Genomic DNA, 26,994 nt, shown 5'->3' on the forward strand with positions numbered 1-26,994 from the left:
ATAATAAATGTCTTTTGTGGCATTTGCTTTTTTACGAAATATCGTAATTTTTATAAGCGCTTTTGTATTATTGCATCATGAACACAGATATTTCCCGCAAAAAAGATGAATTTGAAACCCTGCTTTGTTTTTCCAAAGCAATCGCTGCGGCCAGGCATCGTTCTGATCTCTGGGAGATTGTCAATGAACAGCTGCTGGAAAATATCGGCGCCAGTTATTACACGCTTTGCCTGATCAATGAAGATGCGGTCACTCATTCCCCCTTCCTTTACAGCGCGGAAAAAAAGATAAGGACTGTTACCGGCGAAAACCCGGTGATGCATCTGAAACATCCTGTTCATGATGGCATATTTAACAAGGCTATCGACCGGGAGGAGCCGGTGGTGTTTGATTTGAGAAGTCTCATACGCCAAAAAAATGTTCCTGCCTATGTCATTCACTGGTATAATTCCGGGGTGAAGGAGATGATGCTGATCAGGGTCTGCAACGGCAAGGAGCCTAAGGGCGTGTTGTATCTCTATGCGTTGAAAGCAGGTGTATTTACAAAGCGCCGGTATGGTTTTTTTACCAGCATAGCGGATCAGTTGGGAACAGGAGTGTCCAATATCCTCGCCAACGAAAAAGTGGAGTTGCAGTTGGAGGAAATACGGCAGTATAAAATACAACTGGAGCAGGAAAATCGTTACCTGAAGGAGGAACGGAAAAAAGACCGGCTACCGGCAGACAAGACTGTGGGCCGCTCTGCAGCCATACGTAACGTATATGAACTGGTAGAAAAAGTAGCGGCTTCCGACGCCACTGTATTAATCCTCGGAGAAACAGGAACGGGAAAGGAACTGATCGCACACCAGATACATGATAGTTCTCCGCGACGCGACAAGCTCATGATCAAAGTAAATTGTGCTGCCATTCCGGCTAACCTGCTGGAAAGCGAGTTATTTGGTCATGAAAAAGGCAGTTTCACCGGCGCATTGGATAAGAGGATTGGTAAGTTTGAACTGGCCGACAACAGTACGCTTTTCCTGGACGAAATCGGAGAGTTGCCGCCGGAAATGCAGGCAAAGTTATTACGGGCGTTACAGGAAAAGGAAATTGAAAGGATTGGGGGAAAAGCGGTGATGAAAGTCAATGTACGTATTGTTGCCGCTACCAACAAGAACCTGGAAGAAGAGATCGTCGCCGGCCGCTTTCGCAGCGACCTTTATTATCGTCTGTGTGTATTCCCCATTACGCTTCCGCCACTGCGGGAACGCAGGGAAGACATTCCCGCGCTGGTATCTTTTTTTATCGAAAAGTATGCCGTTGGCAGCGGGAGGAAGATCACAGGCATTGCACCCAAGGCGTTACAGAAATTAAAGGCTTATTCATGGCCGGGCAATATCCGGGAGCTGGAGCACCTGATAGAAAGAACTGTATTGCTCACTTCCGCCGGCATTATCACGGAGGTTAGTTTGCCATCTAAAAATACCATGCTTTTCTCCCGACCAGACGCGGAAACGCAGGTGCGGTCATTGGCGGACGTTGAACGGGAACATATTCTCAAAATGGTCAGGTTGTCGAATGGCAGGATATCCGGCGCTGCCGGCGCCGCCGCTAAATTGCAGCTGCCGTCTACCACGCTTATCTCTAAAATGCAAAAACTGGGCATCAGGAAAGAACATTTTATTGATAGCGGGAAAGAAAACGGTTAAGGTACGTTGACGGGTTTTTCATCGGGCAGGTCCAGCCTGCCGGAGGTAAAAGCCCAGTAGGTCCAAAGCGCGACGCATAATATCAAGGCACCGCCGGCCCAGCAAAAGGAAAGCAGGAATGCTGACAAATGCACCGGTAAGCCGTATTGATAGTTTCTGCCGATTTTTCTGACGGCCGCATCGCTGATGGCTGGCCGTAGCAGTTTTCTGTTACGGCTGGCGGTAGACCATAGTAAGTTAAACGCAAGGTTAATCAGCACAAACAGCCCGGTGTATACAGCTACGGCCGCCGTAGCGGAAGGAGTGCCATAATACCTCGCCAGCAACGCGGTGGGGTAGGAGATACAGGTAGCCAGAAATAATATGAGCCCGTTGGCAAACATCAACAGGGTGTTGCGCCGGTAGATCTGCTTAAACATCTTGTGATGGTTGACCCACATAATGAAGATGCTGAAAAAAGACAGGCTAAAAGCCAGGAACGACGGCCATTGCGTCAGCAGGCTGTGAACCAGTGTCTGCGGTTCGTTGTTTTCAGTAGCGGGGATACGCAGGTCCAGTACCAGCAGGGTGATAGCGATCGCAAATACACCATCGCTGAAGCCTTCTATTCTTGCCGTTTCTTTTTCCATCTGGCTGATTATTTGTAAGTGGTTTTTATACCCAGTTTTTTCATCTTCGAGTACAGCGTCTGCGCTGATATGCAGAGGACGGCGGCTGCGCCCATGCTGCCGGATACACGGCCGTTGCAGGCTTTCAGCACTTTCAGGATATGGGCTCTTTCCATCTCTTCCATCGTTTCCAGTTTTTCTTCGGCAGCGAGGACCGGCAGCTGGTTGACGGGGATATCTATGGTGTTGATCTGTTCTCCCTCCGCCAGGATAAAATGTCGTTCTATCACATGTTCCAGCTCACGGACATTGCCGGGCCAGTCATGTTGCAGTAGCGTTTGCAGTGCTGCGTCACTGATACCAGTCATTTTTTTGCCGGCATTGGTGGAGAACTTTTTTAGAAAATGAAGGGTTAACGGCGTAATATCTTCTTTGTGTTCGCGCAGTGGGGGTAACGCAATGGGGAATACGTTGAGCCGGTAGTATAAGTCGAGCCGGAATCTTCCTTCGGCAACTTCTTTCTCCAGGTTTCTGTTCGTAGCAGCGATGACGCGAACATCTACCTTGATCAGCGGGCCTCCGCCCAGTTTTTCTATTTCTTTTTCCTGCAGGGTACGAAGCAGTTTCACCTGCGCTTCCAACGGCAGCTCACCGATCTCGTCCAGAAAAAGGGTGCCACCGTGCGCCTGTTCAAATTTACCAGCACGCTTTTGGACGGCGCCCGTAAAGGCTCCCCGCTCATGGCCGAATAGCTCTGATTCCAGCAGGGAAACCGGCAGTGCCGCGCAGTTGACAGTAACAAAAGGTTTATTTTTTCTGTGGGAGTTTTTGTGGATAGCCTGCGCAAAACGTTCTTTGCCGGTGCCGCTTTCTCCCAGCAGCAGGACAGAAGTGTTGGTTGGGGCAACGATTCCCGCCTGTTCCTGCGCTTTTTTCATACTGCTGCTGTTACCGACAATGTTCGGATCGAGGACGGTCTCCGCGGCCGATGACAGTCGTTCCTCTTTTATGATCCCTGTTTCTGCACCGTAGCGGTAACGGGCGATGTCGAGCATCACAAAAAGGTCCCGTTCCCGGAAGGGTTTTACCAGGAAGCCATAGGGTTGGGTTGCTTTGGCGGCTTCCAACGTCTGCTGGTTGGTATTGGCGGAAATATACAGAAAAGGGATACGGAGCCGTTGAAGTTCTTTCCCCAGCTCAATGCCACTGGTTGGCGTTTTGAGAATGATATCCAGCAGTACCCAGTCCGGCTGCTGTTGCGCAATCAATAACCTGGCTTGTTCCACAGACGCGGCGATTCCGCAGACATCGTAACCGCCTTTGACCAGTGTCATTTTAAGGTCGTTGCCCACAATGAATTCATCTTCGACGATCAGTATTTTTTCTTTGTCGGCCATAGCTTTTTTTTAGGTTGTCGGATGGATGGATTTTGCTGAAAAAAGTACCTGTATGGTTACGCCGTTAGCGGTACTATTAAGGTGGAAAGAGCCTTCCAGTTGTTCTGCCAGTCCTTTCATCAGGCTCATGCCCAGCGAGCCTGATTCCTCCGGTAAAAAGGCGTCGCGTAGCCCGATACCGTCGTCGGCGATAGACAGCAGGTAATATTGTGCCCCGTTTTTTTTGAATGTTATTTCCACTACGCCGCGCCTGTCGCCGGGAAATGCGTATTTAATGGCGTTGCTGACAGCTTCGTTCAGGATCAGTCCCAATGGAACTGCCTGTACCACGTCTGCCTGAATAGCTTCGCTGTTAATGCGGAAAGTGATCTTTGAATCGGTGTCAAAACTCTCCTGCATAAAGCCTGTCAGTTCCCGGATATACCAGTGCATATCAATGGCGCCGAGGTTGTCGGTATGATAGAGCCGCTGATGGATCAGCGACATGGCATACATCCGGTGCTGGCTGTTTTTGATGGCTGCAAGGGCATCTGCATTGTCGAGATAGCGGGATTGAGTGTTCAGCAGGCTGATGATAATCTGGAGATTATTTTTTACGCGGTGGTGTATTTCTTTGAGCAGCCACTCTTTTTCATCCACCAGTTTTTTCAGCAGTTCATTCTGTGCATTGATGGCTTCCCGTTGTTTTTCCAGCCGGAAGGCGTTCCGCTTCTTCAGCCGGTATCTGTTGTACAACAAAGCCAGGATGAGCAGCAGCATGGCAATACCACCCATGATCACGTTTCGGAACACTCTTCCTTTCTGCAGGGAAATTTCCTGCAGTTTGCTTTTCTGGGTGAGCAGCTCTATGTCTTTGTCTTTTCTTTCTGTTTCAAACTGTAACCGGAGTACATCGAGCTGTTTGCTTTGGTTCGTGCCGGTGACGGAATCCGATAGCTGTTTAAAGCGTTGGTAGTGGGTGATGGCCGAGGCCAGGTTGCCTGTCGCAGAGTCGGCCCGGAAGGCAAGATATTCTCCTTCCGATTGTCGTACAAGCCCGCCGGGGGCTTCCTTCATGCCGCGCTGATAATCCCTGACGTATTTCTCCGCTTTGCTAAACTGGCCTGCTGCCTGCAAATAGCCGGCAATTGCCAGGCGCACGGCCTGAACAACTCCTTTGTCTTCGTGGTCGTCTTCCGGTATTTTTTTCAGGTATTCATAGTGAGGAGCCGCTTTCTGCCAGGCGTCTAAAGCCATATAGTTTTTCAGGTAGCTGATGTTTGCCTGTACCATTTGGTCGCTCTCGGTGATAGGGCCGAGTTTCCCGGTGGCGGACAGCGTATCCAGGCTTCTGCTGTATTCTCCGCGGTGGCGCAGTGCATCAGACATGTTTAATAACAGGGTCCTGACAGTGCCCGTGTCCCGAAGATATCTTGCGTGTGCAAGCGCTTTATCAAAATAATCGAATGCCTGGTCATAATAATGTACGCTGTAATAATTCAAACCAACCCGGTTATAAATCGTTGTCATCAGCGGCCCCTGTTCGTTCATCTTTTCTGCTGTTTCCACCGCCAGCAAGTTGTAGCGAAGTGATTGCACAAAGTTGTTTGAACCGTGATACGCTTCTCCCAGAATGGAATACAGGCCCTGTAGCCGTTCATATCCCTTCTTTTTGTAAATGGAAAGGGCTTCCTGCAATACTTGCTCGGCATCGGTGTAGTTCCCGTTTACCTGTAACAGGTCGCCGATAAACTCTTTTAATTGCGCCGCGGACAATTCATCTCCGTTTTCCAGAAAGATGTCCGCCCCTTGTTGATATAACGCAATTTTTCGGGGCAGATCTTTGGCATTGTTGGAGTAAGTGCCTCCTAATTCAATAATGGCCTGTGCCTTTTCTTTTGCTGTACCAACCTGTGTCAACAGTTGCAATGCCTGTTCGCTGCTTGTTCTACCCTTTTCTGCCTGGCCGGATTCCCGGAAGGCCTTGGCCCGCAATAGTTTACTTAGGCCAAGGCCCCTGAGATAGTTGATTTTCCGGCTACGGCTTTCCATTTCCTCAGCCATGCGAAAGCCCATGTTCATGTCTTCTTCCCGGGACTCCGGCTTGTCGAGGAATGCTTCACCCACGCGCAACATTCTGTGAATGGTGGCGGTATCGGCTTTACCATTCCTCAGCAGTTCACCGGCTTTGCCGGTGTCTGTATCAGCCTGGGCTAATATTGCTGCCGGCATCAGCAGGTAAATCAGCAGCAATAGCTGCTGCCGGGAATTGATCATACATTGAAACATTGGTTATTCTTCTTTTTGCGCGGACATTTCTCCCTGCAGGTAACAGATCACGATGGCTACGCCGGGTATAATAATAGCGCTCAGTCCCGCCCACCGGGCAACGAGTGCGCCGATGATACAGCCGGCCAGGAACCCGCCGATGGTGACAGCTTGTTTTTTTAGCCCCGATACCGATATTTCGTTGCCCTGCCAGCCATTCCTGATAATGTTGCCCAGGTCCAGCGCGGCTTGTGTGACATTGCCTGTCATCATAGTGGTAGGGCCATGTGTTTCCCTGGCAAAGAGCTTCCCGAAGGCGTTCTGTAGGCCCATTCCCAATACTGTGACCATAACGATAAGATAGGTTACCGGTTTTTCTTCCAGAGATGTTAATATCGGCAGGAAAAAAGCAGCGATTCCGCAGGCCGTCAAAATTAGGCCTTCTGCCAGTAAAATGCGGTATTTTTTTACTGTTTTTTCCGCCAGCCATCCACCCGCCATGACAGCCACTATAAATACGGGAAAAGTGATTAGCTTGATCCATGCCGTGCCACTGGTACTTCCGGCGGATACCTGTGCTGCGAATACAATGAAGTTGCCGGTAACATGCGCGGAAAAAATGGAATCGCCGGACACGAAAGTCGCGGTGTCGCAATAGCCTGCCACCCACGCCAGCAGGAAAGTGACCCAGTTAATACTATGTTTTTGTTCTGTCATACCGGTTGTTTGTTTAGATGAACAATTTACTCCAGGTGAGCCCGGAGCATCCAGGCCATTTTCTCATGTATTTCCATCAGCCCTGTGATGTAATCACTGGTGCCGGCATCATGGAGGGCAGTACCATAATGGTTAATGTTCTCCCGGAGATGAATCAGGATACTTTCGTGATCGTGCAGCAGATCTTTGATAAACCCGGTACCGTCGTTTTTCTCTCTCGTCATTTCTGTGAGGTGGGTCAGGGCCAGAAATTCTTTGAGCGTGGCCGGTGGAAAATGCCCCAGCGTGCGGATACGTTCTGCCAGACCGTCGATGATTTCTTCCAGTTGCTGGTACTGACTTTCAAAGAAAATATGTTTGCTGTGAAAGTCGGACCCCGTCACGCACCAGTGCGCCTTCCTTGTTTTGGTATACAGTAAAAATTCATCTGCCATTATTTTACCCAATGAATGGGATACCGCGGCCAGATGTTTTTGTTCGATGCCGATATTGGCTTGCATGTGTTGATGATTTAGAAAAGGTGATATAAAAATTGTACGTCTATGGAATAGCTGCCAGGACCCAATAGCAGCAGCAACAAAAGGGACAGCGTGTACATATAGGGCACGTCCCGTACTTCAGGACTGTCTTTCCGATGCACAATAAAATAGCCGATGGCGGTTACACTGATGGTAGGCAGTATCGCCAGGCGGGTAAATAGTCCCAGTGCCATCAGGAAGGGCACTACGGTGTCGGCGAATGCAGCTACAAGCCCATTCAGCTTTTCGGGCAGATGCAGCGGATTGGGGACATGCTCCTTTTGCCCGTTTTGCAAACGGAATTTTTTCATGCCATGTACACGGAACAGTTCAAAAGCGAGCAATACCCGGAAAGCCAGCAATGTATAGTTATTGATGGCGCTCCCGGCATCCGAGTACAGGAGATGGCGGATGATCTCATTCATATCAAACATTTTAAAAAGCAAAACAGGAGCATCCGAAAACACCCCAGAAAGCGCTGTAGTTATTGACCGGCAGAGGGTTCAGCCTGGCTATATTGTGATCGTGCCCATGTACGTCGCAGCTTCCGGCGCAGCAGTGTACCTGACTGGCAATGGCGGCCGGATTGTTTTTTACCGGGCTGCCTTTGGCCGGAGAATAATAACCTCCAAACTGGTTGACCGGCGACCATTCGGGCAGCACGGGAATAGCAGGGGGAGAGTAGGACTTAAACTCGTCGCTGCCATACACGATTTTCCCGCCTACGATCGTCAGAATGGACGCTATGTGTTTGATGTCTTCTTCCTGTATGGTAAAATAGTCGGCGTCCAACACCGCCAGGTCTGCCAGCTGGCCTGTTTTGATACACCCTTTAAGGTGCTGTTCATCAGAGAACCAGGCGCTGCCCCGGGTGTATAATTCGAGAGCGGTTTCTCTGCTCAGCCTGGTGGCGTCGTCATAAAGCTGCATGCCGCCTGCTGTTTTGCCGGCGGACAACCAGTAGAGGGCTATCCACGGATTATAGCTGCTGACGCGGGTGGCGTCTGTGCCGGCGCCTACCGGCACGCCTGCCTGCAGCATCCTTTTCACCGGTGGCGTATGCGCGGCCGCTGTCTTGCCGTAGCGATCAGTAAAGTATTCTCCCTGGAAAGCCATCCGGCTCTGGATAGCGATACCGCCGCCAAGGGCCTTCACCCGGTCAATGTTCCGCTCATCGATGGTTTCAGCATGGTCAAATATCCAGTGTAGTCCGTCGAATGGAATATCCCTGTTCACTTTTTCGAAAACATCGAGGAAGCGGGTGATACTTTCATTGTAGGTGGCGTGTAACCGGAATGGCCAGCGGTTTTCCACGAGATGACGTACCACTTTCTCGAGTTCGGCTTCCATAGTTTCCGGCAGATCGGGCCGGGGCTGTAGAAAATCTTCAAAATCGGCGGCTGAAAATACAAGCATTTCACCTGCACCGTTGTGCCGGTACATGTCGTCACCCTGATGGACTTTCACCGTGCTGGTCCAGTTTTTAAAATCTTCCAGTTCCTGTTTGGGCCTTTGTGTAAAGAGATTGTACGCAATGCGTACGGTCAACTGTTGTTTCTGGTGAAGTTCGCTGATCACCTGGTAGTCGTCCGGGTAGTTCTGAAAGCCACCACCGGCGTCAATCACACTGGTAATACCAAACCTGTTCAGCTCTGTCATAAAGTGACGGGTAGAGTTGACCTGGTGCTCGTGAGAAAGCCTGGGTCCTTTTGCCAGTGTGGAATATAGTATCATTGCGTTGGGACTGGCAAGGAGCAGCCCTGTAGGTTCTCCTTTGCGGTCCCTTTCTATGATACCGCCGGGAGGTGCCGGTGTGTCTTTGGTGAAACCTACAGCCCGCAGGGCCGCGCGGTTCAGGAATGCACGATCATACAGGTGCATGATGAAGACCGGCGTGTCCGGGGCAATGGTGTTGAGCTCATCGAGTGTGGGCATCCTCTTTTCTGCAAACTGATGTTCGGTCCATCCGCCTACTACTCTTACCCATTGGGGTGGTGGTGTGACGGCCACTTGTTTTTTCAGCATAGCCAAAGCGTCGGCGAGGGAAGGAACGCCGTCCCATCTCAGTTCGAGATTGTAATTCAGCCCTCCGCGAATGAGGTGGATGTGGGAGTCGTTGAGTCCGGGGATTACCCGTTTTCCTTTAAGGTCTATTTGTACTGTTCCTGCTGCGCCATATTGCTGAAGGATGATCTGGTCATCACCCACGGCCACGAACCGGCCCTCGTTGATGGCAACGGCTGTGGCGCGGGGATTAGATGGATCCACGGTATGTATCTTGCCGTTATATAGCACGAGATCTGCTTTTTTATTCATGATGGCGGTGTTTTAGTTGTTAAAAGATGCAATGGCTTCCCTGATACCTTCTCCTGCTATTTCAAAAAATGCCGGCCCGGCCAGCAATGTGGCCTGGTTCATGGACTTTACAGGGGAAAGGTGTTGCTTTTGCAGGTAGCGTTGTGTGCGCCAGGCATTGATGATCCCTTTGGTAACATTGGCAGCTACCAATGCCGTGGGAGCATCGACGCCCGCATCTTTGATGTCGCTGGCAAAGGCAAAGCCGGATACGCCGAGCCGGGTCGCTTCACGCAGGGCCACAGCGCCAACATTGATCATCATGTCTGCATTAAATTGATGACGGTCACCCAGACCGATCAACAATAGTTTCGGCGCTTTTATGGCGCCTTTGGGCGGAGTGATCAATAGTGTTTCCAGGTAATGTCCTTCGAACTTTCCACTCTTTCTTAATTCAGTGATCTGTCCCCTGAGCGCTTCGTCGAGATGCACCATTCCATTAAGAGCGGCTGGTAGCGCAGGAGCCTGAAAAATGTCGCCTTCGGTATATTCAAATACACAGGCGACCTGTAAAGGCGCTACAGCAGCGGAAGGACCTTGTACTAACCCAATAATGGATATGCCCTCTGCTTTGCCCCATACTTTTGACGTGCCTATGGGCGTGGTTTTAGCGGGGCTGTCGGTCTGCTGGCCTGATAATGCAACGGAATACAACAAAAAGACCGAAACGCTCATGCAAAGAACGAATGCCCGCTGACATCGGGTAGTGAATATTTTATTCATGGTGTATTGTTTTATGCTAGAATTTGAGACTGATCCTGGTGTTGATAAACAGGCCATCCTTTGAAGCAGGTGTTATATCCCTGATAAAGGCACCTGCTTTGAAATATTGAAAGCCACAGTTCAACGAGATAAATTTGTTCAAACTGTACATGAAGCTCGCGAGCCAGGCCGTGCCAATATGTCTTTCTGCAGATGTTGATCCGGCGACGTTAAATCCTCCGCCGGGTCTGTAAACACCATCCTGTAATGAATAGCGCCAATTGAGTACCACATCCGCCTGTGCCATTATCTTCTTACCAATATTGATAGTGGCATAGGGGTGTAAATCTATCAGGTTAACAGGACCGATCTGTGGACTGAAGCCGAAGTATCCGCCTTTGGGATAGAGTGGATTGAAAGACTGAAGATGACCGTCTCCTTTTTGTCTGTCTCCTGAGATGTAATCATTCCGCAGGCTGATCGCCGGACTACCGGGCAGGTGTTCAAACAGGTAGCCCGCTTCCACGGACGCCGTCCAGGCGTTGATGCGACCATCTCCAAAAGAACCGAACTGCCAGGCGGCTTCCAGGTTGTAAATGAAACCGCCACCATAGCGCCATATCCGGGTGCCTGCTGTATGCCGCAATTCTTTATGGATGCCTTCTTCAAACGTAGAGCGGTCGCGCTTAATACCGATGTAATACAAGTCGATATTAGGAAAGGCGGGAAGAATAATTTTGCTATACAATCCCCAGAGGTTGACCTGCTTGCTGCGTTTATTGTCAAAAGCGCCGGTGTAGGTGGTATCAGCCATCATCGCAAATCCGTCGACGCTCCATCGCGGAGTGGTGTACATCAGTTTGGCCCCGTCGAAATACAGCCGGAGGTTAGGTCCTTCTCTTACGGAGATCAGTCTGCCGCTGCCATAATCCAGTTCCTGCCTGCCGGCGCGAAGGACCAGTTGCTGGTCTTTTCTTCTGATGATAGCAGCATCGATGAAGAGGTTTTGTATATTAAGATGGTCTTCATCGATAGGACGGGGACCATTGTCCCTTCCGGTTTCCCAGGCGCTTCTGAGCTGTGTGAAAATCCTGAACCGTTCATGCAGATGGAGATCTGCGTGCAGGTCATAACGTTGCAGCAAAAAAACATTGCGCCCAATGCCCAGCCTTCCCCAGTCTTCGTTGTTAAAATCAACATACTCCATTCTGGCGCTTCCGCCGAAAGAGATGTAGGCGCTCCCGTCTTTTGACAGGCTGGTGTATTTTATTTTCCGGTAGAAGTTCCGGGTGGAATCTTTCAGTCCTGAATAGTCTTCATCAAAGCGCATCAGTTTAAAGCTTTGCCCTTTCACCCTGACGGCGGAAGAAAGACAAATAGTGACCAGAACGGCTAAACGAATAAGACGGGAAAGGCGTTTTATTGGCAATTGGAGCAGTTTTTAAAGGAATGGTTTAGTGTTTCAGCATGTGGTGGGCATAGTGGATACCGATGCCATAGGCGCCGCCGTATTTTTTCATCAGGTCAGTTACAGCCTTATAAGTATCCTGACGTGCCCAGTCGCGTTGCAGTTCGAGCAGGTATTGAATGGCGGTCATAGGTTTTACGCCGGCATGTATCATTCTTTGTACGGAGCGATCGTGTGCTTCAGGGCTCACATCACCACAGGCGTCGGTGATCACGTACACATCATAACCTTCTTCGAGTGCGGAGAGGGCGGGTCCTACGATGCATACGCCAGTCCACAGTCCGGCCATGACCAGTTTCTTTTTGCCCTTTCCTGTGATGGCTTTGTAGGCAGCTTCATCTTCCCAGGTATTCATGGAAGTACGGTCGATATACCCGGAAGTAGCCTGCGGGTAAAATTCTTCGATCTCAGGGAAGACAGGGCCGGAGAAAGATTCTTCAGCGACAGTGGTGACAATTGTCGGCACGTTGAAAATTTTAGAGGCGCCTGCAACAACAGCAGTATTGGTCCTGAGTTCACTCAATGCAATACTTTTAGTGGCAAAGCCCATTTGGCCTTCAAAATCGATCAGGACCAGCGCATGATTGTCGGGAGACAATAAGTTGGATGATGGTTTCATTTTTTTAAAAGTTTGCGCCAGGGAGTCAATTCAGATGCCTAATTGTAAGTTGCTGATAGTTAGTTGGTTGTGTTTTTTTAAGATGCTGTGGGGGTTACGTTATTTCGTAAAATTATGACAGGATGTATAAAGTGCTTACAGAAACCCCCGTTTACGGCTGCCGTAAACGGGGGTTTTGCTTATCACGCGCATGATGATTAACGGGATACTGCTTCGGCGGCTTCGGCAATAACAGCAGCTACTTTTTGCGGCTGGGACATGAACACAACATGGCTGCCCTGGATCTCGGTGACCTGTGTATTGGAGCGTTTGTACATCTGCCGCTGGATATCGGGATGGATGCTTTTGTCTTCCGTGGCCACGATGCCGAAAGAGGGCTTGGTCCTCCAGGCGGCTTCGCTGATAGGAGAGAGGAAACACTCACCGTAGAAGGCGCCCTGCGAGGCGTACATAAAAGCGGCATCTTCCTCCTTCAGATCGGCACAGAAACCGGCATGGTATTTCGCTTTGTCATAATAAACAATACCTTTTTCGTTGGGAGGTAATATACCGTTTTCCGGTGCTGGCGGAGCGGATTGGAACCACTGCAAGGCTGTTTCGTTGTTGTCCGGCTGGAAGGCCGCGATGTATACCAGTCCCGCTACCTTAGGGTGATTGCCGGCTTCAGTGATAACGGCGCCTCCCCATGAGTGGCCGGCGAGAATGGCCGGGCCATCTTGTGCGTCCAACGCCAGATGGGTAGCGGTCACATCGTCCTTCAAAGAAGTCAGGGGATTTTGTACCACAGTTACCTGGTACCCTTGTTGGGTAAGGGTTTCATATACGCCTTTGTAGCCGGAGCCGTCTGCGAACGCGCCATGTACCAATACGATGTTTTTTACTGCGGGGAGGTTTGACTGATTTTTCATAATGATTTTTGTTTGATTTTTTTGTTTTCGTGTTAACAATACAAAGGTGCAACGAAAGCGCTGCGTGGTTATTAGACGGATTACCCGGTGTGTTGTAATTATTTCCCTTTTTGGGATATTAACACTGGAAAAGCTGTCCTGGTTTTTCCGTTGATGGTGAAAACCGGGATTATCTGTGCTGCCCACGAAAGTAACATGCGGAGCTGCAGGCCTTTTGCCGGATGAGAGAGATTAAATTTTTTTAATGCAAAAATGTAACAATGGTCGGAGGGGAAGTTGAACAAAATTATCCGATCTTCAGAAAAAAAACATATGCAGCTGACAGAATTAAAAGAAGACATACTTCAAAGGTGGATAGCCGCTTTCGGGGGAATAGACAGGGTAGAGCAGGCTAAAGCAGCGGCAGTGCGGTATGTGTATGCCCGGAACGAATGTTACCAACTGAATAACTATGACGGCAGGCAGATAACGCCTGACGAAGAGGTGTTTCCGGAACCAACGGAAGACACCGGGTATAAATATGGACTGGATAAGAAAGGCCGGCCTTGTTACCTGTTTTATGAACATCAGCATAACCAGGTAGCGTGGGAAGGTTATTTTCACTATAGTGAAGAGGGGGCGTTGTACGTTGAATTTAACAGGAATGAAAGCACACCTGTAAAAGCACAGCGGGTATATATGGAGGCAGGAAGAGTGGCAGGGTACCAGTCGTGCATGATCAACGGGCTTCAGTTAGGCCCTGCCTATGCAACACTCGCTCCGGCCGTCATGGTGCCACAACTGATACAAAACCACGCACTGATTTTAGAGGTGGAAAAATACCGGTATGAAGAGGGGCGTATTGCAGGGACAAAACGTTTGTCCATCGTGCCGGGTATCGGCGAGTACCTGTCCGAACAGCAATATGTTTATAACGAAAAGGGTGAATTACAAGAGATTTCGAGAGTAGATGACGGCGGCCATGTGATGTTCGATTATGTAAAGGCGCCCGAAGGCAAGACATTGGCGGACCTGGCAGATGAACTTTCTATACAGATCGCCGATGCGGTGACGGCGGGTTTGCTGGCGCAGGGTATCGGGGAACCGCTGACCATTATAGAGCTCAATTACCGGGCAGCAGATAATTATCATCCGCTCGTAAAGTTACTGACTGCGGAAGAACAGCGGCGGTTGGCCGGGGAATTGGAAGGAGAGGAGCTGATGCAGGCGATGCTTTTCTCTGACGGCGAATATATTACAGTGGATGATGCCGCCCACGCCCGGTTATTAAAGGCATTCACAGACGAAACACTTCGCAGTGAACAATATGATGTTGCTGACGGAATGATGCACCAGGTAGCCAGGCATCTGACTGCTTCCCGTTTTTCCGGTAAGATACCTTTGGACGATCATTTTTTCGTTTATGCGGTAGACTGGAGTTTAAGCGACGATGATACCATCAGCCTGTTGCGCGCCTGCGGTATGTCTGAGGATACTTTTGCGTACTGGCGTTCGCGTGGCCTCTTCACCGGGGAAGAATAGGAATAGCTATCGCTTTGTCTCCTGTTATTACCGGTCTGGAGAGGATGCCGGACACGTCTCCGGTTGCATTCATCACCAGCGTTTCAGCTTTTTAATATAGGTGGTCAGTTCATTGGCCATCAGCTGATGTTCGGCCAGGTCGGGATGTCCGCCGCAACCGCTTTGATATTTCCTGCTATAAAAGTACTTACTCACCTTTTTATCCTGCATGGCAGCTACTACGGCAGTGATATGCCGTTGTAATACCGGTGAAAACGTGGGATCTGCCATGGGGCTGTCGATGCAGACGATGCTGGCTGCCGGGTAATACGTTCGCAGTTTTTTCAGGAACCCGACATAGGCCTGGCAGAAGCGGGCAGAATCCTGTGGACCGTCATTTTCACCGAGGGTGACGGTCACCACATCCGGCTGGTAGTTGGCGAAGTCCCAAAGGATAGAGTCGCGGTGCATATTGATTTTATCAAATACCTGCGGCATGGTGAATGACATACCACAACAGCTTTGGATAAGCCCGATGCCGGAAACGGAGCTGAGCTGCCACTGGGCGTTGAGCCTGCGGGCTGTCAGCGCACCATAACTTTTCCAGGCGTTGTGCTGATCATACCATTGACCCTGTCCGCAGGGTTTGGCCGATTGATCGCTGCCGGCGCCGCAGGTGATGGAATTGCCGATGAATTCAATTTTTCGTATAGGTGATACCGGTAGTGGCAGCAATTCCTGGCAGCGCAAACCGGCGAATTCGAGATAGCCGATACCGGCTTCGGTATTTTTACAGATAACGATGGTATGCGGACCGTCGTTCAGTCCCTGGTGCAGGCGTATCGTATCGCTTTTGCCCAGCAGCTGTTGACGGACGGGCGGTTTGTTATCGATAATAATGGAAACATAGTTGTGACTGGTGCCGTATAACATTTCATCGTTCAGCACGATCTCGCAGCGCGGCCCTTTGAAGCGGGCGGTCACATACACCCCGGGGGCCCAGAAGCGGGGCGTGGCGGGACGGGAGAAGTCAATACGGCCCACATATTCAAAGTAGCCGTTATCGGCAGGGTAAAAAGTGTCAGCGTGGCTGGTTTGCCACAGCAGGCAGCTCAGTAACAGGACAAGGATCTTATACACCGTCTGTAAGTTTAAGGGATGTTTTATATTTGCAGTTGTGGTTATACGGTAAATTAAGCATTACGGGCCGAATTGTCAAACATGGGTGAGATAACAACAACAAAAAGAAAGCCTTACTGGCGTCTCCTGCTACTGTCCTTTAAAGACGCCTATCAGTCTTTGCAGGCCAACGACCCGTTGCGGCTGGCAGGAGCTACCGCTTTTTTTACCACGTTTGCCCTGCCTGCCATCCTGGTGATCCTCATACAATTGCTGCGTCTTATTTTCCGGATGGAACATCCGGGCCGTCGTTTGTCCATGCAGCTGGAAGCGTTGTTTGGCGTGGAGACGGCCGAAGCGATCGTGCAAACGCTGCGGGCATTCCGGAGCATTGCGCAGAACTGGCTGATCGGCATCGCAGGATTCCTCTTTCTGCTGTTTGTCGCCACCACCCTGTTTAAAATCATCAAGGGCTCTATCAATGAATTGTGGAAGATAAAGCCTGTCCACCGTGCCAGCTTCGGCCAGATCATGGTGTCGCGACTGAGAGGTGTGCTGGTGATCTTTTTCGCGGGGCTGCTGTTCCTCATCGATGTGGTAACAGAAGCGGCCCAGGCTTTTTTAGGGAAATACATCAGCATCTACCTGCCGGCGCTGGCATCTTACTATAACAGCGCGCTTAACTATGTACTATCGGTGCTGATCGTCACCGCCTGGTTTTATCTCGTTTTTTATTTTATTCCCGACGGGCGGCCGCGGATGAAACCGGGCATTGTCGGCGCACTGGTGACCGGCATTCTTTTCAGTATCGGGAAGATAGTCCTGAAAGTATTACTCACCTACAGCAGTATCAACACCCTCTACGGCGCATCTGCATCTACCGTGCTATTGCTGCTGTTTATGTTCTATTCTTCCATTATCTTCTATTTCGGCGCCGCTTTTACCAATGCCTGGTCTTCCCATATCGGTATGCCTATCCGTGCGGCCCACCATGCCGCGCATTATGAGCTGAAAACGGCGGAAGAGCAACCACCTGCTCCGGATAAGAAATTACCGTAATCAGATAAATAAGTATTACAGAAAATGTATTTTGTGGGAATAGTTTTGCCTGACAATATCAGCCAGCTTTATACCCACGTATGGACAACCAAATAACACTCAAGGAAAAAATCGGCTATGGTTTTGGCGATATGGCTTCTTCTATGTTCTGGAAGCTGTTCGGTATGTACCTGTTGTTTTTTTATACCGATGTGATGGGAATCACCGCCGCCGCTGCAGGCACCCTGTTTCTCATCACCCGTATCTGGGACACGTTTTTTGACCCTGTTGTAGGCGCGATGGCCGACCGTACTGGTTCCCGCTGGGGTAAGTTCCGCCCGTATCTCCTTTACATGGCACTCCCATTTGGTATTATCGGGGTGCTTACTTTTACAACACCTGCCTATAGCGCTTCAGGCAAACTGATCTACGCCTATGTCACTTATTCCGCGATGATGATGATCTATTCGCTGATCAATGTACCATATGCCTCTTTGCTGGGCGTTATCTCGCCGGACGGGCGTGACAGGAATACACTGGCTTCTTTCCGGATGGCGTTTGCCTTTGGCGGCAGCCTGCTGGCCGTGGCGCTGATGGAGCCGCTGGTCAGCACTTTCAGCGAAGGGGCCACGCCGCAACGCGGCTGGCAGCTGGGAGTGGCTGTCATCGCGCTGATCTGCGTACTGCTGTTCCTGTTATGCTTTGCCTGGGTGAAAGAACGGGTGAAGCCGACCTTTGAACAATCTGCTTCCCTGAAAGACGATCTGCGGGATCTGTGGCAGAACAGGCCATGGTGGATATTATTAGGTGCGGGCGTGGCGGCGCTTATTTTCAATTCCATCCGCGATGGCGCCACCCTCTACTATTTCAAATATTTTATTCAGCAGGACGCTGCCTTTGTGTTGGGCAATACCAGGGTGACTTATTCCACCCTTTACCTGCTGATAGGCCAGGGCGCCAATATCCTGGGCGTGGTCCTGGCGTCGCCGGTAGGCAACCGCATCGGTAAAAAGAACACCTATCTCTACGCCATGGTGATCGCCTCTGTGTGCAGCATCGGCTTTTCCTGGCTGCAGAAGGAGCAGCTGGCGCTTATTTATGTGTTTCAGTGCATCATCAGCGTTTGTGCGGGGATTGTCTTCCCGTTGTTATGGTCCATGTACGCGGATATTGCAGACTATTCTGAATGGCGGAATGGCCGCAGGGCCACAGGGCTTATCTTCTCTTCTTCTTCTATGTCGCAGAAATTCGGCTGGACGATCGGCGGCGCCATTACCGGCTGGCTGCTGGGATATTTCGGTTTTCAGGCCAACAGTGTACAGGCGCATGCTACGCAGCAGGGTATCGTGCTGATGTTGAGCTGGCTGCCCGCCGGAGGAGCGTTATTGTCTATTCTCTTTATCGTTTTATATCCTTTATCGGAAGACCGTATCTCCCTTATTGACCAGGAACTGGCGCTCCGCAAACAACAACTTAACTGATGATACAACAGGCATTAAAACAGGCACTACAGACCGAATTGCACCGTATCCTTCATTACTGGACCACCTGCCTGCCGGATGAACAATACGGCGGCTTTTACGGAAAGGTGGATCATTACAACAACGTCGATACACTGGCGCCCAAAGGGGCAGTGCTGAATGCACGTATCCTGTGGACATTCGCTGCAGCGTATAACCTTACGGGTGATGCCTCACTGCTGCCACTGGCGCGCCGTGCGGAATGCTGGTTCAGAGAACATTTGCTGGATACGGAGCATGGTGGCGTATACTGGGCAGCGGACCACGAAGGCCGTCCGCTGGAAACCAAAAAACAAGTGTATGCCATCGCTTTCGCCATCTATGCCTACAGCGAATATTACCGGGCCACCAAAGAAGAAGCGGCGCGTGCTGTCGCCATCCGCTTGTATAATACTTTACAGCGGTACGCTTATGATCATAAGCTTGGGGGCTATTTTGAAGCGTTTACGCGCGAATGGAAGCCGTTGCAGGACCAGCGGCTCAGTGAAAAAGACGCCAACGAAAAAAAGACGATGAACACGCATCTGCACGTGCTGGAAGCTTACGCCAACCTCTATACGGTATGGCCGGAAAGTACGCTGAAGAAGAACATACAGGATTTGTTGCAGCTGTTCCGCGATCGCATCATCGACCGTAAAAGCGGGCATCTGCATCTCTTTTTCAACGAGCAATGGCAGGTAAAAGGCCGGCTGGTATCCTACGGGCACGATATAGAAGCCAGCTGGCTGCTGCTGGAGGCAGCGCAGGCGATCCACGATGCTGAACTCACGGCCTACTTCAAAGCCATGGCGCTGAAGATGGCGCTGGCAACAGAAGAAGGCCTTGCCCGTGATGGTGGATTATGGTATGAATATGAACCCTCCACACAGCACATGGTAGCAGAAAAGCACTGGTGGCCGCAGGCGGAAGCCATCGTAGGATTTGTAAATGCGTGGCAGCTGCAGCCTTCCGGCAGGTTCCTGCAGCGGGCGTACGACTGCTGGACGTTCACCGAAAAACATCTGCTGGACAGAACAAATGGTGAATGGTATTGGGGCATCCGGGAAGATGGTACCGTGATGGAGGAGGATAAGGCCGGCCTGTGGAAATGCCCGTATCATAACGCCCGGGCCTGCATGGAAATTATGAAACGTTTATAACCCATATTCGCGTATTCCCCTAAGCCGGTAACCCTGGGCTACATTGTACACAGCCGCCTCGTTGGGCTTTATGCCTATGTTGCGGATTAAGCAAATTGTAGCCCAAGGTATTTGGGTACTATTAATATTTAAATACGCTGCGGGTGGTTTGATGCAGCCCGTCGCTCACCTGTACGAAATACATGCCTCCCGGCATGGCGGTGAGATTAAAATTAGCTTCGAGGGTGGTCTGATCGGCCGCCAGCACGGTGGCTGCTACCTGGTGACCTTTGGCGTCGAGCACGATCAGCCGGTACGATTTATTTTTTTTGTCGGTCAGCCTCACTTTGAAGAGCCCCGTGGTGGGGTTGGGATATACATTGACCGGCACTTCTTTGTCCAGCGTGGCCATCATGCTACCAGCCTGCAGGGCAAACAATTCCCATTCTGCCAACTGCGTACCCGTGTCACCGTTATTGGAGGTGATGTTCAGCCGGTAATAGCGGTAGGCGGTGGTATTGGTGCAGGTATAGTTCTTGGTAAGCCCGCGGCTGGCAAAGGTTTCGTTGGAACGGCTGTCGATGCTGGTCCAGGTGATGGTGTCGTTGGAGCCTTGCAACGTCCAGTTTTTCGGATCGCGGCCCGGTACGTCGTTGCCGGAGGTCAGCGTGTATTTGGTGACCGCGGCGGGGGTAGTGGATTTGTATTGTACCCATAAGGCGGTCCTGCCGCTGCGGAAATATTTGGTGGCGGTGTTGTTGTCTATCAGGCTGGGAATGTCTTCAGCAGGTTTGGTGGTGTTGGGATACTGGCCGGTGATAACACCGCCGTTATCGGTGATATCCACCAGTTGGTTCACGGGAGGGGTGGAGTTGGCGTTGTGTCCTACCATGGAAGGGGTGAGTATCCTGGCTGTCACCGCGGCGGTGGATACCTGGTCGGCGCCGGCGTCCAGAGGGAGGGTGCGGGATTGGCCGTCCATATCAAATTTCACATCGGTGTAGCCGGAGGTGGCGGCGCCGATAGCCGGGCTGCCGGATTGCAGGTGGAACGTGCCGGTGGTATCGCGGGCCACCTGTGGATTGGCGGTAACGTATCCGCCACCGGGGATAGCGCCGGCACTGGTGTTATAGATGATGTTGCCTTTCCAGGTGGGGTTGGTATACGGACCGGCGATCTGTGCGGCGGTGCTGCCACCCTGGATAATGTTGTAAGCTACGTTGGTGTAGGTGGCGCCCAGACCGTTGCTGCGGCCTGACTGGGTGATGTTGCTGGTATTGTTGACGAGGGTGTTGAAAGCGATCAGCACGCGGTCGGGGCGGTCGTGGCAGGTAAGGGGAGAGCCGTCGGCCACCTCACCGTCGCCGTTGCCGATGTTGATGGCGGGGTTACAGCTTTCAAAGTGGTTGCTGTAAATGAAATGGTCGTCGCCGAAGATGCGGATGCCGGGAGTGTTGATAAAGTAGTTGCCGTACACTTTGCACTTGTTGCCGTGGCGGAGGGTGAACTGTGCGGGGCAGTCGCGGATGGTATTGTACCGCAGCGTTACTGCCGATGCTTTCACGGAGATCATTTCATTTTCGCCGGCGCATTGTTCAAAGAGGTTGTATTCCACGGTGCTGTTGCTGGAAGACATGCTATAGCCGCTCAGCCCAAACTGGAGTGTTTCGATGCCGTTGCCGGACTGGGGCTGCTGGTCGAGGAAGTAGTTGTGGTGTATCCACAGGCTTTCCGCGATCTGGCTGCCGCTGCCACGGATGGCGAGGAAACGGCCCAACGCATTTTTATGCTGGAAGGTATTATAATCTATTTCATGGTGACTGCCGGCGATGGTCAGGTTTTCACCGTTGCCCGGCGTTTCGAAGATGTTACGGGTAAAACGGCAAAAAGAAGTGCCGCTGCCTGTTTTGGCCTTGTTGGCGCTGTGGGTGAATTTAAACCCCTGCACTACGATATACCTGGCCGGACTTGAGATGTTAAACCCGCCGGTACCGGTAATAATGGCGCCAGCTACCGATTGCGCTTTGATGGTGATCGGCTGCGCCGCCGTGCCTTGTTTGGTGATGGAGATATCGGTTGAAGCGGTGTAGGTGCCGTTGGCCAGGATGATCACATCACCGGGGCTGGCGTTGTTGATGGCAGATTGCAGTGCCGACAGGGATGTTACCGTCGTTTGTGCGGTCGTTGTTTGCATAACTGCCAGGCAGCATAATAAGAGCAGGGAGCGTAATTTTTTTCTCATGTGGAATGTTTAAAGGGTGGTAAGGTATATCTGGGCGGGACAAATCCGGGCTTCAGGTCTTTCAGGATAACTAACGGTCTTCATTTATGCAATCGTTTGCATTTGCAAGAAAAGAAAAAATATTCGTATTAAAAAAACTGTTTTTTAAGTACTTACTGCTGAAGCATTTAGTTATTTTTAGGAGAAGTATTATTGCATGGAAACGATTGACTATAAACTGGAAGCAGCCAGAAAAGCGTTGACTTACGTCCGCGAAGGGCATACGGTGGGACTGGGAGCAGGCAGCACGATCGCGCACCTGGTGCGGGAACTGGCGGCGGCGCCGGGCCTGCGGGAAAGCATCTCCGTCGTAACGGCCTCCTTTAACACCCGGCTGCTGTTGCAGGAACATGGGTTTATGATCCGGGAAACGGCTACCGTGGCGCAGCTGGACCTTCATTTCGACGGGTGCGATCAGTTTGACCGTAGTCTTACCGCGCTGAAAAGCGGCGGCGGCGTACATACATTGGAAAAACTGCTGGCCGCCATGGCGCAGCGGTTTATCCTGGCAGGCGACGGCCCCAAATATGTGGAAAAACTACTGCCTACCGTGCCGGTGGTGATAGAGCTGATCCCGGATGCATTGTCTTTCGTGCAACAGGCGTTGCGCCGGTTGTATCCCGATGCACGCCCGCAGCTAAGGCTTAGCAACAAAAAAGACGGCGCTGTGATCACAGAACGGGGCAATCTGCTGATGGACATCTTTTTTACTGCATTTCCCCCGGTTGCAGAAATTAATCCACAGTTAAAGGCCATCCCCGGTGTTCTGGAGACATCCCTGTTTTACAGGATGGCCCATGAAGCCATTATAGCAGGGAAAAACGGGGTAACGGTGGTATTTCCTGAAAGATAGATCAGTCTGTCTTATCTTTGCGGTATGAAGCAGAAAAGCAGTGATCCCCGGCAGCGGTTGCTGGATACGGCTACCGATTTATTTTACAGGCAAGGTTACCACGCTACCGGCATCAACCAGGTATTGCAGGATGCGGGTGTGGCCAGGGCCAGCCTGTACCTGCATTTTGCCTCCAAAGAGGCGCTGCTGGAAGCTTTCCTGGAGTACCGGCACAACTACTGGTTTGACGCGCTGAAAAGCTTTACGGAAAAACCTTCCAAACCCAAGGATAAAATCCTCGCCGCCTTTGACTTCCTGCTGGACATCAACGAAAAGGAAAGCTACCGTGGGTGCGCTTTTTTAAATATCCTCTCAGAAATCACCGCACAGGATGGAGAAGCCCTTCGCATTATCCGCGATCATAAGAAAGACCTGCGCGCTTATTTTTCTGCTATTCTCAATAAAGAAAAACAACTGGTACAGGACCATATCTACCTGCTTTTTGAATCAGCTATGGTGGAAAGCCAGTTGTATGCCAACCAGTGGCCGGTACAGGAAGCCAGAAAAATGGTGGCTGAACTGCTTTAGTTAGCCGCCGCCTGCTTAAGTTTTTGTTCTACCAGCAACGCATGTAATACTTCTGTGGAAAGGCCATGTAACGTAAGCCGGAACGCGGCGCCATAAGTTGGCAGCGGAATCATGGGGTGTTTGTTGTTCAACGCTACCAGCCGTTCCGGGCAATTCATGATCGTAGCGGCATATAGCCCGATCACCTCATCCAGCTGCAATGAATTGGAGGCCCTCCAGAAATCACTGTCTGTCAGAAAGAACTGGTACACCGGTGTGAATATCTCGATGGCAGTCGCCAGATCGATGCAGTTGCTCCATTTGTTACGGAATGGCTCAAAGGGTAGCGGACCAGCGGTGATGGCGCTAAAATCAGGGTCCGCCACTTTGGTGATGGTCTTTCCCTGCGCTTTCAGTGCATTGTTCAGGTTGATGATAAAGTTGTAGAGATTGAGATCGTGCTGTAGAAAAAGATCATCCTTTACGGCGTTGACAGACACCGGCTTCAACGGATGCATGGGAATATCCCCGATATCTTTCACATTGTCTTTAATAAACCGCAGCACTTCCGAACCCAGGTAGAAATGGCGCAGGATCAGGAAGTTGGCTTCGGGCGTAATGCAGTATTTCATGCCCCTGTACAGCCAGCGGTGCAGCCGCTGTGGTGCGTTGATGACATTGGGGGCGATGGCTTTAAATACCTGCAGGAGAATAATGCCCAGCCGGGCAAATACTTTTACGAAAGGGTACAGGAACTGTTTGGTCCTGCGGCTGGAATCATACAGGAACGCCGCTTTGGCGTCCGGATTGAACGGGATGCTGCTGTCAAGAAACAGGGCATGCCAGTGGCTGGGGTTTCTTGGGTTGTTCTCCAGCTGTTCAAAATAAGCACTGTCTTTCATACACAAGTACAAATACGGGTCAGTAATTTCCAATTTGCTCCAGTTGCAGCCGGTATAAACGGCCTGCCACTTTCGCGGTTTTTACGATTCTCTCCGCAAGGCTGGTCGTCAGCAAACCTGACTGGATCGCGTTTTCAAACCGTTCGAAATGGTTTTCGTTGGAATCGCTGGTTTCATGGTAAGTGAAAAATGATACCTGGTCATCGCGCAGCTGCAGCTGTTGCTGAATGGCGCGTCCCCAGTTGCCCGCCACACGGTTGCCAAGCCCCTCAATAATGAACATGCCGCCCAGCAGGTCAAACGGGTCCGGCTGGCTGGCTCTTTGAAACATGTAGGCGCTCAATGCTTCGCTGCCGATGTTTTTTTCTCCCCGTTGCAATTCTTCAAGGCTACCGCCACATTGAATATAGTTCTTTTCCAGTATCTGGTAGTCCCGGTGTTCGTCGCGGGAATGGGAGATAAAGGAAGAACGGATATCAAAATGTTCGATGCTCACGTTGGACGCGGCGCGGGCGATCCACTGGGAGCCGTCTATCACTTGCTGACGAAGGTTAAACAACAGGACTTTGTATTCTTCCAGTGTCAGCGTACCGGAAAATATCTTTTTAACAATGGGTACCTGCCGCAGGGAACTTTCAAAGTCTATCCACACGGTCGTCAACTGGCGTATCAGCCATTCGAGTACCGGGTTTTCCAGCTGTATACGGATTTCCGGTGCTTTGATGTCTGTCAGTAAGGAAGACGGGTCAAAGGTCTGGGAGGCTGTTGGCGGTACTACCGTGAGCATCATAAAGCCTGTGATAAAACGACCGCTTTCCGGTACCATGCACAGTATTTTATCGCCTGCTTTCAGCGGTTTGCTGCGCAGGAGTTCTTCCAGCAAAACGAAGATGGAAGCGGTACCTACGTTGCCAACGGTGTACAGGTTACTGAACCATTTTTCTTCCGGGATGGCAACACCACCTTTGGCCAGCAGTTGTATGATCTTTTCCTTAAAATGGTGAGAAGAGTAGTGGCATACCAGCCAGTCAAACCCCGCGGCGTCAAACTTCCCTTCATCTACCAGCTCAAAAAAGCGTTGTACGCCCAGTTTTACCATGTTGTCTACCAGCCGCAGGTCCTGCTTCAGGTTGAGCGCTCCGTCCTTGTCTGCCGCGGAGAAGCTGTCGTAGTCCATCCATGAGGGCGGCGGTGTACCAGCATCTCCTTTGTTTCTCCCTGCGTACATGCATACTTCGTACAGGTGCGCATAGGACCGCAGGTCTATCCATTCTATCTGTAAGCTGATATGTTGCGCTGCAGGCCTGTTTTGCATTAACAATGCACCGGCGCCGTCAGACAGCATCCAGCGGAGAAAATCTGTTTCCAGTTCCAGTCCATGCCCGTCCTGGATACGTTGCTGCTGTTCGAACCGTTTGGCTTTAAACAGCCTGCTGGCCAGTTCTCCGGCACAGGCTACCGCCGTATGGGAGGCGCCCGTCTGAATATTCGTATAGGCGTTTTTGATAGCCATCAATCCGGCTGCGCACACGCTCTGGTGACTGGCAATTTCGCAGGCAGGGTTGCCCAGGTCGGCATGTACCATGCTGGCGAAACCTGGCACGGGCAAGTCCGATTGCGTTGTGGCGGCTGATATGAGTTGTATATCTGTTTTGCTGGCGCCGTTCCGGCTCAGGCAATCTTCAATGGCCCTGGCAGCCATGCCGCTAACGGTATGGGTTGTACGCTGTTGTTTGTCCAGTGCGTAATACCTTGATTGGATACCGTTCTGTGACAGCATCTTCGTCTTGCTGCGGGAAGGTTTCCCATCAATCATTCCAAGGTATTCTTCTATTTCATCATTGTGAACAGGCGCGCCCGGGAGATATTTGCCGGCTGCCGTAATATAGACGTTCTCTAATTGCATATTGGTGCTTATCAACGGTGGATGAAAATGTGTGACTTGTTTTATGAGAAGTTAAGTTAGCCGATTTTTCAATCATAGCAAGCTGATGAGGAGATAAAGAGATGTTAAAAGTGATCCCATTCCCGCTCATGTTGCTTCCTGTTTCTCCGGCCTGGGTCCAGGGGCTGCGAAATCAAAGGGTACACCATTTGTCTTGCAGAATAATAAGCCTGCTTGAAAATTCTTTCTGATAGTTTATAGTTAAATTTTTCTAATGATTTCTGTTTAGATCGCTTGCCGGTTTTTCTTTCTAAAATTTTTTTTGGCGGACGCGCTTTTAAATTTTCTTGTGAGATTTTTGAATCGTTTCGATCATCAAACACCAATCATCAAACAATAATCATCCACCAACGATCAATCGATCCCCTGTCTCCAAAGTTCTCTGTCTCCAAAGTCCTCCTCAAAAAATTTCTTGCTCAAATAACAATAATTCCTATCTTTACCATAAATAGACAGATTGGTCTGTCTGTATTTTTAATCAAAAAAAATAAAACATGGAACAGAAACCTCCCTTCCCTCCCTTCACATTGGAAACTGCGCTGCAGAAGGTCCAAATGGCAGAAGATGCGTGGAACAGCCGCAATCCTGAAAAAGTATCAAAAGCCTATACGGTGGGCACTGAATGGCGCAACCGGGACCAGTTCATCAACGGCCGTGAGGAAGTGGTGGCCTTTTTGACTAAAAAGTGGGAAAAAGAACTGGATTACCGCCTGAAAAAGGAACTGTGGACTTTCAACGACAATAAAATAGCCGTGAGGTTTGAATATGAGTGGCATGATAAAGCAGGCAACTGGTTTCGCTCCTATGGCAATGAATTATGGGAGTTTGATGCGCAGGGCCTGATGCAGCGCCGGTTTGCGTCTATCAATGACGTGCCTGTCCGCAGTGAGGAAAGGAAATTCAGAGACGAAACGGACCCTTTGGTACTGGCTTGTTAGTTAG

23 protein-coding genes are annotated in these 26,994 nt (G+C 50.6%); 8 read left to right on the forward strand and 15 right to left on the reverse strand.

Annotation, left to right across the window (positions count from 1 at the left end; all coding sequences use genetic code 11):
- Positions 1-77: 77 nt before the first annotated feature.
- Positions 78-1,691, forward strand: a complete 1,614-nt coding sequence (locus B5D63_RS35560) for a sigma-54-dependent Fis family transcriptional regulator (protein WP_078667473.1) — start codon at positions 78-80, stop codon at positions 1,689-1,691.
- Here the strand turns inward: B5D63_RS35560 and B5D63_RS04095 are convergent.
- The 11 genes from B5D63_RS04095 to B5D63_RS04145 form a co-directional block, all read right to left on the reverse strand.
- Positions 1,688-2,320: a TMEM175 family protein gene (locus B5D63_RS04095; RefSeq protein ID WP_078667474.1), complete on the reverse strand. Its 633-nt coding sequence runs from the start codon at positions 2,318-2,320 to the stop codon at positions 1,688-1,690. The two genes, B5D63_RS35560 and B5D63_RS04095, sit on opposite strands and share 4 nt — an antisense overlap.
- Before the next feature lie 8 nt (positions 2,321-2,328).
- Positions 2,329-3,696 carry a sigma-54-dependent transcriptional regulator gene (locus B5D63_RS04100; protein ID WP_078667475.1) on the reverse strand — a complete coding sequence of 456 codons (1,368 nt, stop codon included), beginning with the start codon at positions 3,694-3,696 and terminating at the stop codon, positions 2,329-2,331.
- Positions 3,697-3,705: 9 nt separating this feature from the next.
- The gene (locus B5D63_RS04105) at positions 3,706-5,964 is read right to left on the reverse strand and encodes a tetratricopeptide repeat-containing sensor histidine kinase (RefSeq protein WP_078667476.1); all 2,259 of its coding nucleotides are present in this window, start codon (positions 5,962-5,964) and stop codon (positions 3,706-3,708) included.
- A gap of 3 nt (positions 5,965-5,967) precedes the next feature.
- On the reverse strand, positions 5,968-6,660 hold the full coding sequence (locus B5D63_RS04110) for a YoaK family protein (RefSeq protein WP_078667477.1): 693 nt from the start codon (positions 6,658-6,660) through the stop codon (positions 5,968-5,970).
- A 26-nt stretch (positions 6,661-6,686) separates the two neighbouring features.
- Positions 6,687-7,160, reverse strand: a complete 474-nt coding sequence (locus B5D63_RS04115) for a Dps family protein (protein ID WP_078667478.1) — start codon at positions 7,158-7,160, stop codon at positions 6,687-6,689.
- 11 nt (positions 7,161-7,171) lie between these two features.
- Positions 7,172-7,603 carry a DoxX family protein gene (locus tag B5D63_RS04120; protein WP_078667479.1) on the reverse strand — a complete coding sequence of 144 codons (432 nt, stop codon included), beginning with the start codon at positions 7,601-7,603 and terminating at the stop codon, positions 7,172-7,174.
- A 10-nt stretch (positions 7,604-7,613) separates the two neighbouring features.
- Positions 7,614-9,494, reverse strand: coding sequence for an amidohydrolase (locus B5D63_RS04125; RefSeq protein ID WP_078667480.1), 1,881 nt, complete (start codon positions 9,492-9,494; stop codon positions 7,614-7,616).
- Positions 9,495-9,506: 12 nt separating this feature from the next.
- Entirely contained in the window at positions 9,507-10,256 is a 750-nt protein-coding gene (locus tag B5D63_RS04130; protein WP_078667481.1) for a M17 family peptidase N-terminal domain-containing protein, read from the reverse strand.
- 16 nt (positions 10,257-10,272) lie between these two features.
- Positions 10,273-11,664, reverse strand: coding sequence for an alginate export family protein (locus B5D63_RS04135; RefSeq protein WP_200816908.1), 1,392 nt, complete (start codon positions 11,662-11,664; stop codon positions 10,273-10,275).
- Between the two features lie 25 nt (positions 11,665-11,689).
- Positions 11,690-12,322 carry a hydrolase gene (locus B5D63_RS04140; protein WP_078667483.1) on the reverse strand — a complete coding sequence of 211 codons (633 nt, stop codon included), beginning with the start codon at positions 12,320-12,322 and terminating at the stop codon, positions 11,690-11,692.
- 197 nt (positions 12,323-12,519) lie between these two features.
- Entirely contained in the window at positions 12,520-13,230 is a 711-nt protein-coding gene (locus B5D63_RS04145; RefSeq protein WP_078667484.1) for an alpha/beta hydrolase, read from the reverse strand.
- 312 nt (positions 13,231-13,542) lie between these two features.
- Between B5D63_RS04145 and B5D63_RS04150 the strand changes: the two genes are divergently transcribed.
- On the forward strand, positions 13,543-14,751 hold the full coding sequence (locus tag B5D63_RS04150) for a hypothetical protein (protein WP_143312756.1): 1,209 nt from the start codon (positions 13,543-13,545) through the stop codon (positions 14,749-14,751).
- Positions 14,752-14,823: 72 nt separating this feature from the next.
- Here the strand turns inward: B5D63_RS04150 and B5D63_RS04155 are convergent, their stop codons facing one another.
- The gene (locus B5D63_RS04155) at positions 14,824-15,870 is read right to left on the reverse strand and encodes an SGNH/GDSL hydrolase family protein (RefSeq protein ID WP_143312757.1); all 1,047 of its coding nucleotides are present in this window, start codon (positions 15,868-15,870) and stop codon (positions 14,824-14,826) included.
- An 81-nt stretch (positions 15,871-15,951) separates the two neighbouring features.
- On the opposite strand from B5D63_RS04155, the gene B5D63_RS04160 reads away from it, so the two are divergent.
- From B5D63_RS04160 to B5D63_RS04170, 3 genes are all read left to right on the forward strand, one after another.
- Positions 15,952-16,908, forward strand: coding sequence for a YihY/virulence factor BrkB family protein (locus tag B5D63_RS04160; protein WP_078667487.1), 957 nt, complete (start codon positions 15,952-15,954; stop codon positions 16,906-16,908).
- 80 nt (positions 16,909-16,988) lie between these two features.
- Positions 16,989-18,368: an MFS transporter gene (locus B5D63_RS04165; protein WP_078667488.1), complete on the forward strand. Its 1,380-nt coding sequence runs from the start codon at positions 16,989-16,991 to the stop codon at positions 18,366-18,368.
- Positions 18,368-19,546, forward strand: a complete 1,179-nt coding sequence (locus B5D63_RS04170) for an AGE family epimerase/isomerase (RefSeq protein WP_078667489.1) — start codon at positions 18,368-18,370, stop codon at positions 19,544-19,546. The genes B5D63_RS04165 and B5D63_RS04170 overlap by 1 nt, the downstream gene beginning before the upstream one ends.
- Positions 19,547-19,667: 121 nt before the next feature.
- Here the strand turns inward: B5D63_RS04170 and B5D63_RS04175 are convergent, their stop codons facing one another.
- Positions 19,668-21,767, reverse strand: a complete 2,100-nt coding sequence (locus tag B5D63_RS04175; protein WP_078667490.1) for a chondroitinase-B domain-containing protein — start codon at positions 21,765-21,767, stop codon at positions 19,668-19,670.
- A gap of 196 nt (positions 21,768-21,963) precedes the next feature.
- Between B5D63_RS04175 and rpiA the strand changes: the two genes are divergently transcribed.
- Positions 21,964-22,659 (forward strand): ribose 5-phosphate isomerase A, encoded by a 696-nt coding sequence (gene rpiA / locus B5D63_RS04180; protein WP_078667491.1) that lies wholly within the window; start codon positions 21,964-21,966, stop codon positions 22,657-22,659.
- Positions 22,660-22,683: 24 nt separating this feature from the next.
- Positions 22,684-23,226 carry a TetR/AcrR family transcriptional regulator gene (locus B5D63_RS04185; RefSeq protein ID WP_078667492.1) on the forward strand — a complete coding sequence of 181 codons (543 nt, stop codon included), beginning with the start codon at positions 22,684-22,686 and terminating at the stop codon, positions 23,224-23,226.
- Here the strand turns inward: B5D63_RS04185 and B5D63_RS04190 are convergent.
- On the reverse strand, positions 23,223-24,107 hold the full coding sequence (locus tag B5D63_RS04190) for a DUF6999 family protein (protein ID WP_078667493.1): 885 nt from the start codon (positions 24,105-24,107) through the stop codon (positions 23,223-23,225). The two genes, B5D63_RS04185 and B5D63_RS04190, sit on opposite strands and share 4 nt — an antisense overlap.
- A 19-nt stretch (positions 24,108-24,126) precedes the next feature.
- A complete protein-coding gene (locus tag B5D63_RS04195) occupies positions 24,127-26,013 on the reverse strand; it encodes a beta-ketoacyl-ACP synthase III (protein ID WP_078668535.1) in 1,887 nt (628 codons plus the stop codon).
- 533 nt (positions 26,014-26,546) lie between these two features.
- Here B5D63_RS04195 and B5D63_RS04200 point away from each other — a divergent pair.
- Positions 26,547-26,990: a nuclear transport factor 2 family protein gene (locus tag B5D63_RS04200; RefSeq protein ID WP_078667494.1), complete on the forward strand. Its 444-nt coding sequence runs from the start codon at positions 26,547-26,549 to the stop codon at positions 26,988-26,990.
- The last annotated feature ends 4 nt before the right edge of the window (positions 26,991-26,994 follow it).

The organism is Chitinophaga eiseniae, from assembly GCF_900167135.1.
Taxonomy (GTDB): domain Bacteria; phylum Bacteroidota; class Bacteroidia; order Chitinophagales; family Chitinophagaceae; genus Chitinophaga; species Chitinophaga eiseniae.

What these genes read in the sequence shown, in the direction of transcription:
- B5D63_RS04110 (WP_078667477.1), bottom strand. Translation starts at nt 6,660, where the DNA reads ATGACAGAACAAAAACATAGTATTAACTGGGTCACTTTCCTGCTGGCG.
- B5D63_RS04130 (WP_078667481.1), bottom strand. Translation starts at nt 10,256, where the DNA reads ATGAATAAAATATTCACTACCCGATGTCAGCGGGCATTCGTTCTTTGC.
- B5D63_RS04115 (WP_078667478.1), bottom strand. Translation starts at nt 7,160, where the DNA reads ATGCAAGCCAATATCGGCATCGAACAAAAACATCTGGCCGCGGTATCC.
- B5D63_RS04200 (WP_078667494.1), top strand. Translation starts at nt 26,547, where the DNA reads ATGGAACAGAAACCTCCCTTCCCTCCCTTCACATTGGAAACTGCGCTG.
- B5D63_RS04160 (WP_078667487.1), top strand. Translation starts at nt 15,952, where the DNA reads ATGGGTGAGATAACAACAACAAAAAGAAAGCCTTACTGGCGTCTCCTG.
- B5D63_RS04140 (WP_078667483.1), bottom strand. Translation starts at nt 12,322, where the DNA reads ATGAAACCATCATCCAACTTATTGTCTCCCGACAATCATGCGCTGGTC.
- B5D63_RS04165 (WP_078667488.1), top strand. Translation starts at nt 16,989, where the DNA reads ATGGACAACCAAATAACACTCAAGGAAAAAATCGGCTATGGTTTTGGC.
- B5D63_RS04100 (WP_078667475.1), bottom strand. Translation starts at nt 3,696, where the DNA reads ATGGCCGACAAAGAAAAAATACTGATCGTCGAAGATGAATTCATTGTG.
- rpiA (WP_078667491.1), top strand. Translation starts at nt 21,964, where the DNA reads ATGGAAACGATTGACTATAAACTGGAAGCAGCCAGAAAAGCGTTGACT.
- B5D63_RS04105 (WP_078667476.1), bottom strand. Translation starts at nt 5,964, where the DNA reads ATGTTTCAATGTATGATCAATTCCCGGCAGCAGCTATTGCTGCTGATT.
- B5D63_RS04170 (WP_078667489.1), top strand. Translation starts at nt 18,368, where the DNA reads ATGATACAACAGGCATTAAAACAGGCACTACAGACCGAATTGCACCGT.
- B5D63_RS04095 (WP_078667474.1), bottom strand. Translation starts at nt 2,320, where the DNA reads ATGGAAAAAGAAACGGCAAGAATAGAAGGCTTCAGCGATGGTGTATTT.
- B5D63_RS04120 (WP_078667479.1), bottom strand. Translation starts at nt 7,603, where the DNA reads ATGAATGAGATCATCCGCCATCTCCTGTACTCGGATGCCGGGAGCGCC.
- B5D63_RS04185 (WP_078667492.1), top strand. Translation starts at nt 22,684, where the DNA reads ATGAAGCAGAAAAGCAGTGATCCCCGGCAGCGGTTGCTGGATACGGCT.
- B5D63_RS04195 (WP_078668535.1), bottom strand. Translation starts at nt 26,013, where the DNA reads ATGCAATTAGAGAACGTCTATATTACGGCAGCCGGCAAATATCTCCCG.
- B5D63_RS04190 (WP_078667493.1), bottom strand. Translation starts at nt 24,107, where the DNA reads ATGAAAGACAGTGCTTATTTTGAACAGCTGGAGAACAACCCAAGAAAC.
- B5D63_RS04125 (WP_078667480.1), bottom strand. Translation starts at nt 9,494, where the DNA reads ATGAATAAAAAAGCAGATCTCGTGCTATATAACGGCAAGATACATACC.
- B5D63_RS04175 (WP_078667490.1), bottom strand. Translation starts at nt 21,767, where the DNA reads ATGAGAAAAAAATTACGCTCCCTGCTCTTATTATGCTGCCTGGCAGTT.
- B5D63_RS35560 (WP_078667473.1), top strand. Translation starts at nt 78, where the DNA reads ATGAACACAGATATTTCCCGCAAAAAAGATGAATTTGAAACCCTGCTT.
- B5D63_RS04145 (WP_078667484.1), bottom strand. Translation starts at nt 13,230, where the DNA reads ATGAAAAATCAGTCAAACCTCCCCGCAGTAAAAAACATCGTATTGGTA.
- B5D63_RS04150 (WP_143312756.1), top strand. Translation starts at nt 13,543, where the DNA reads ATGCAGCTGACAGAATTAAAAGAAGACATACTTCAAAGGTGGATAGCC.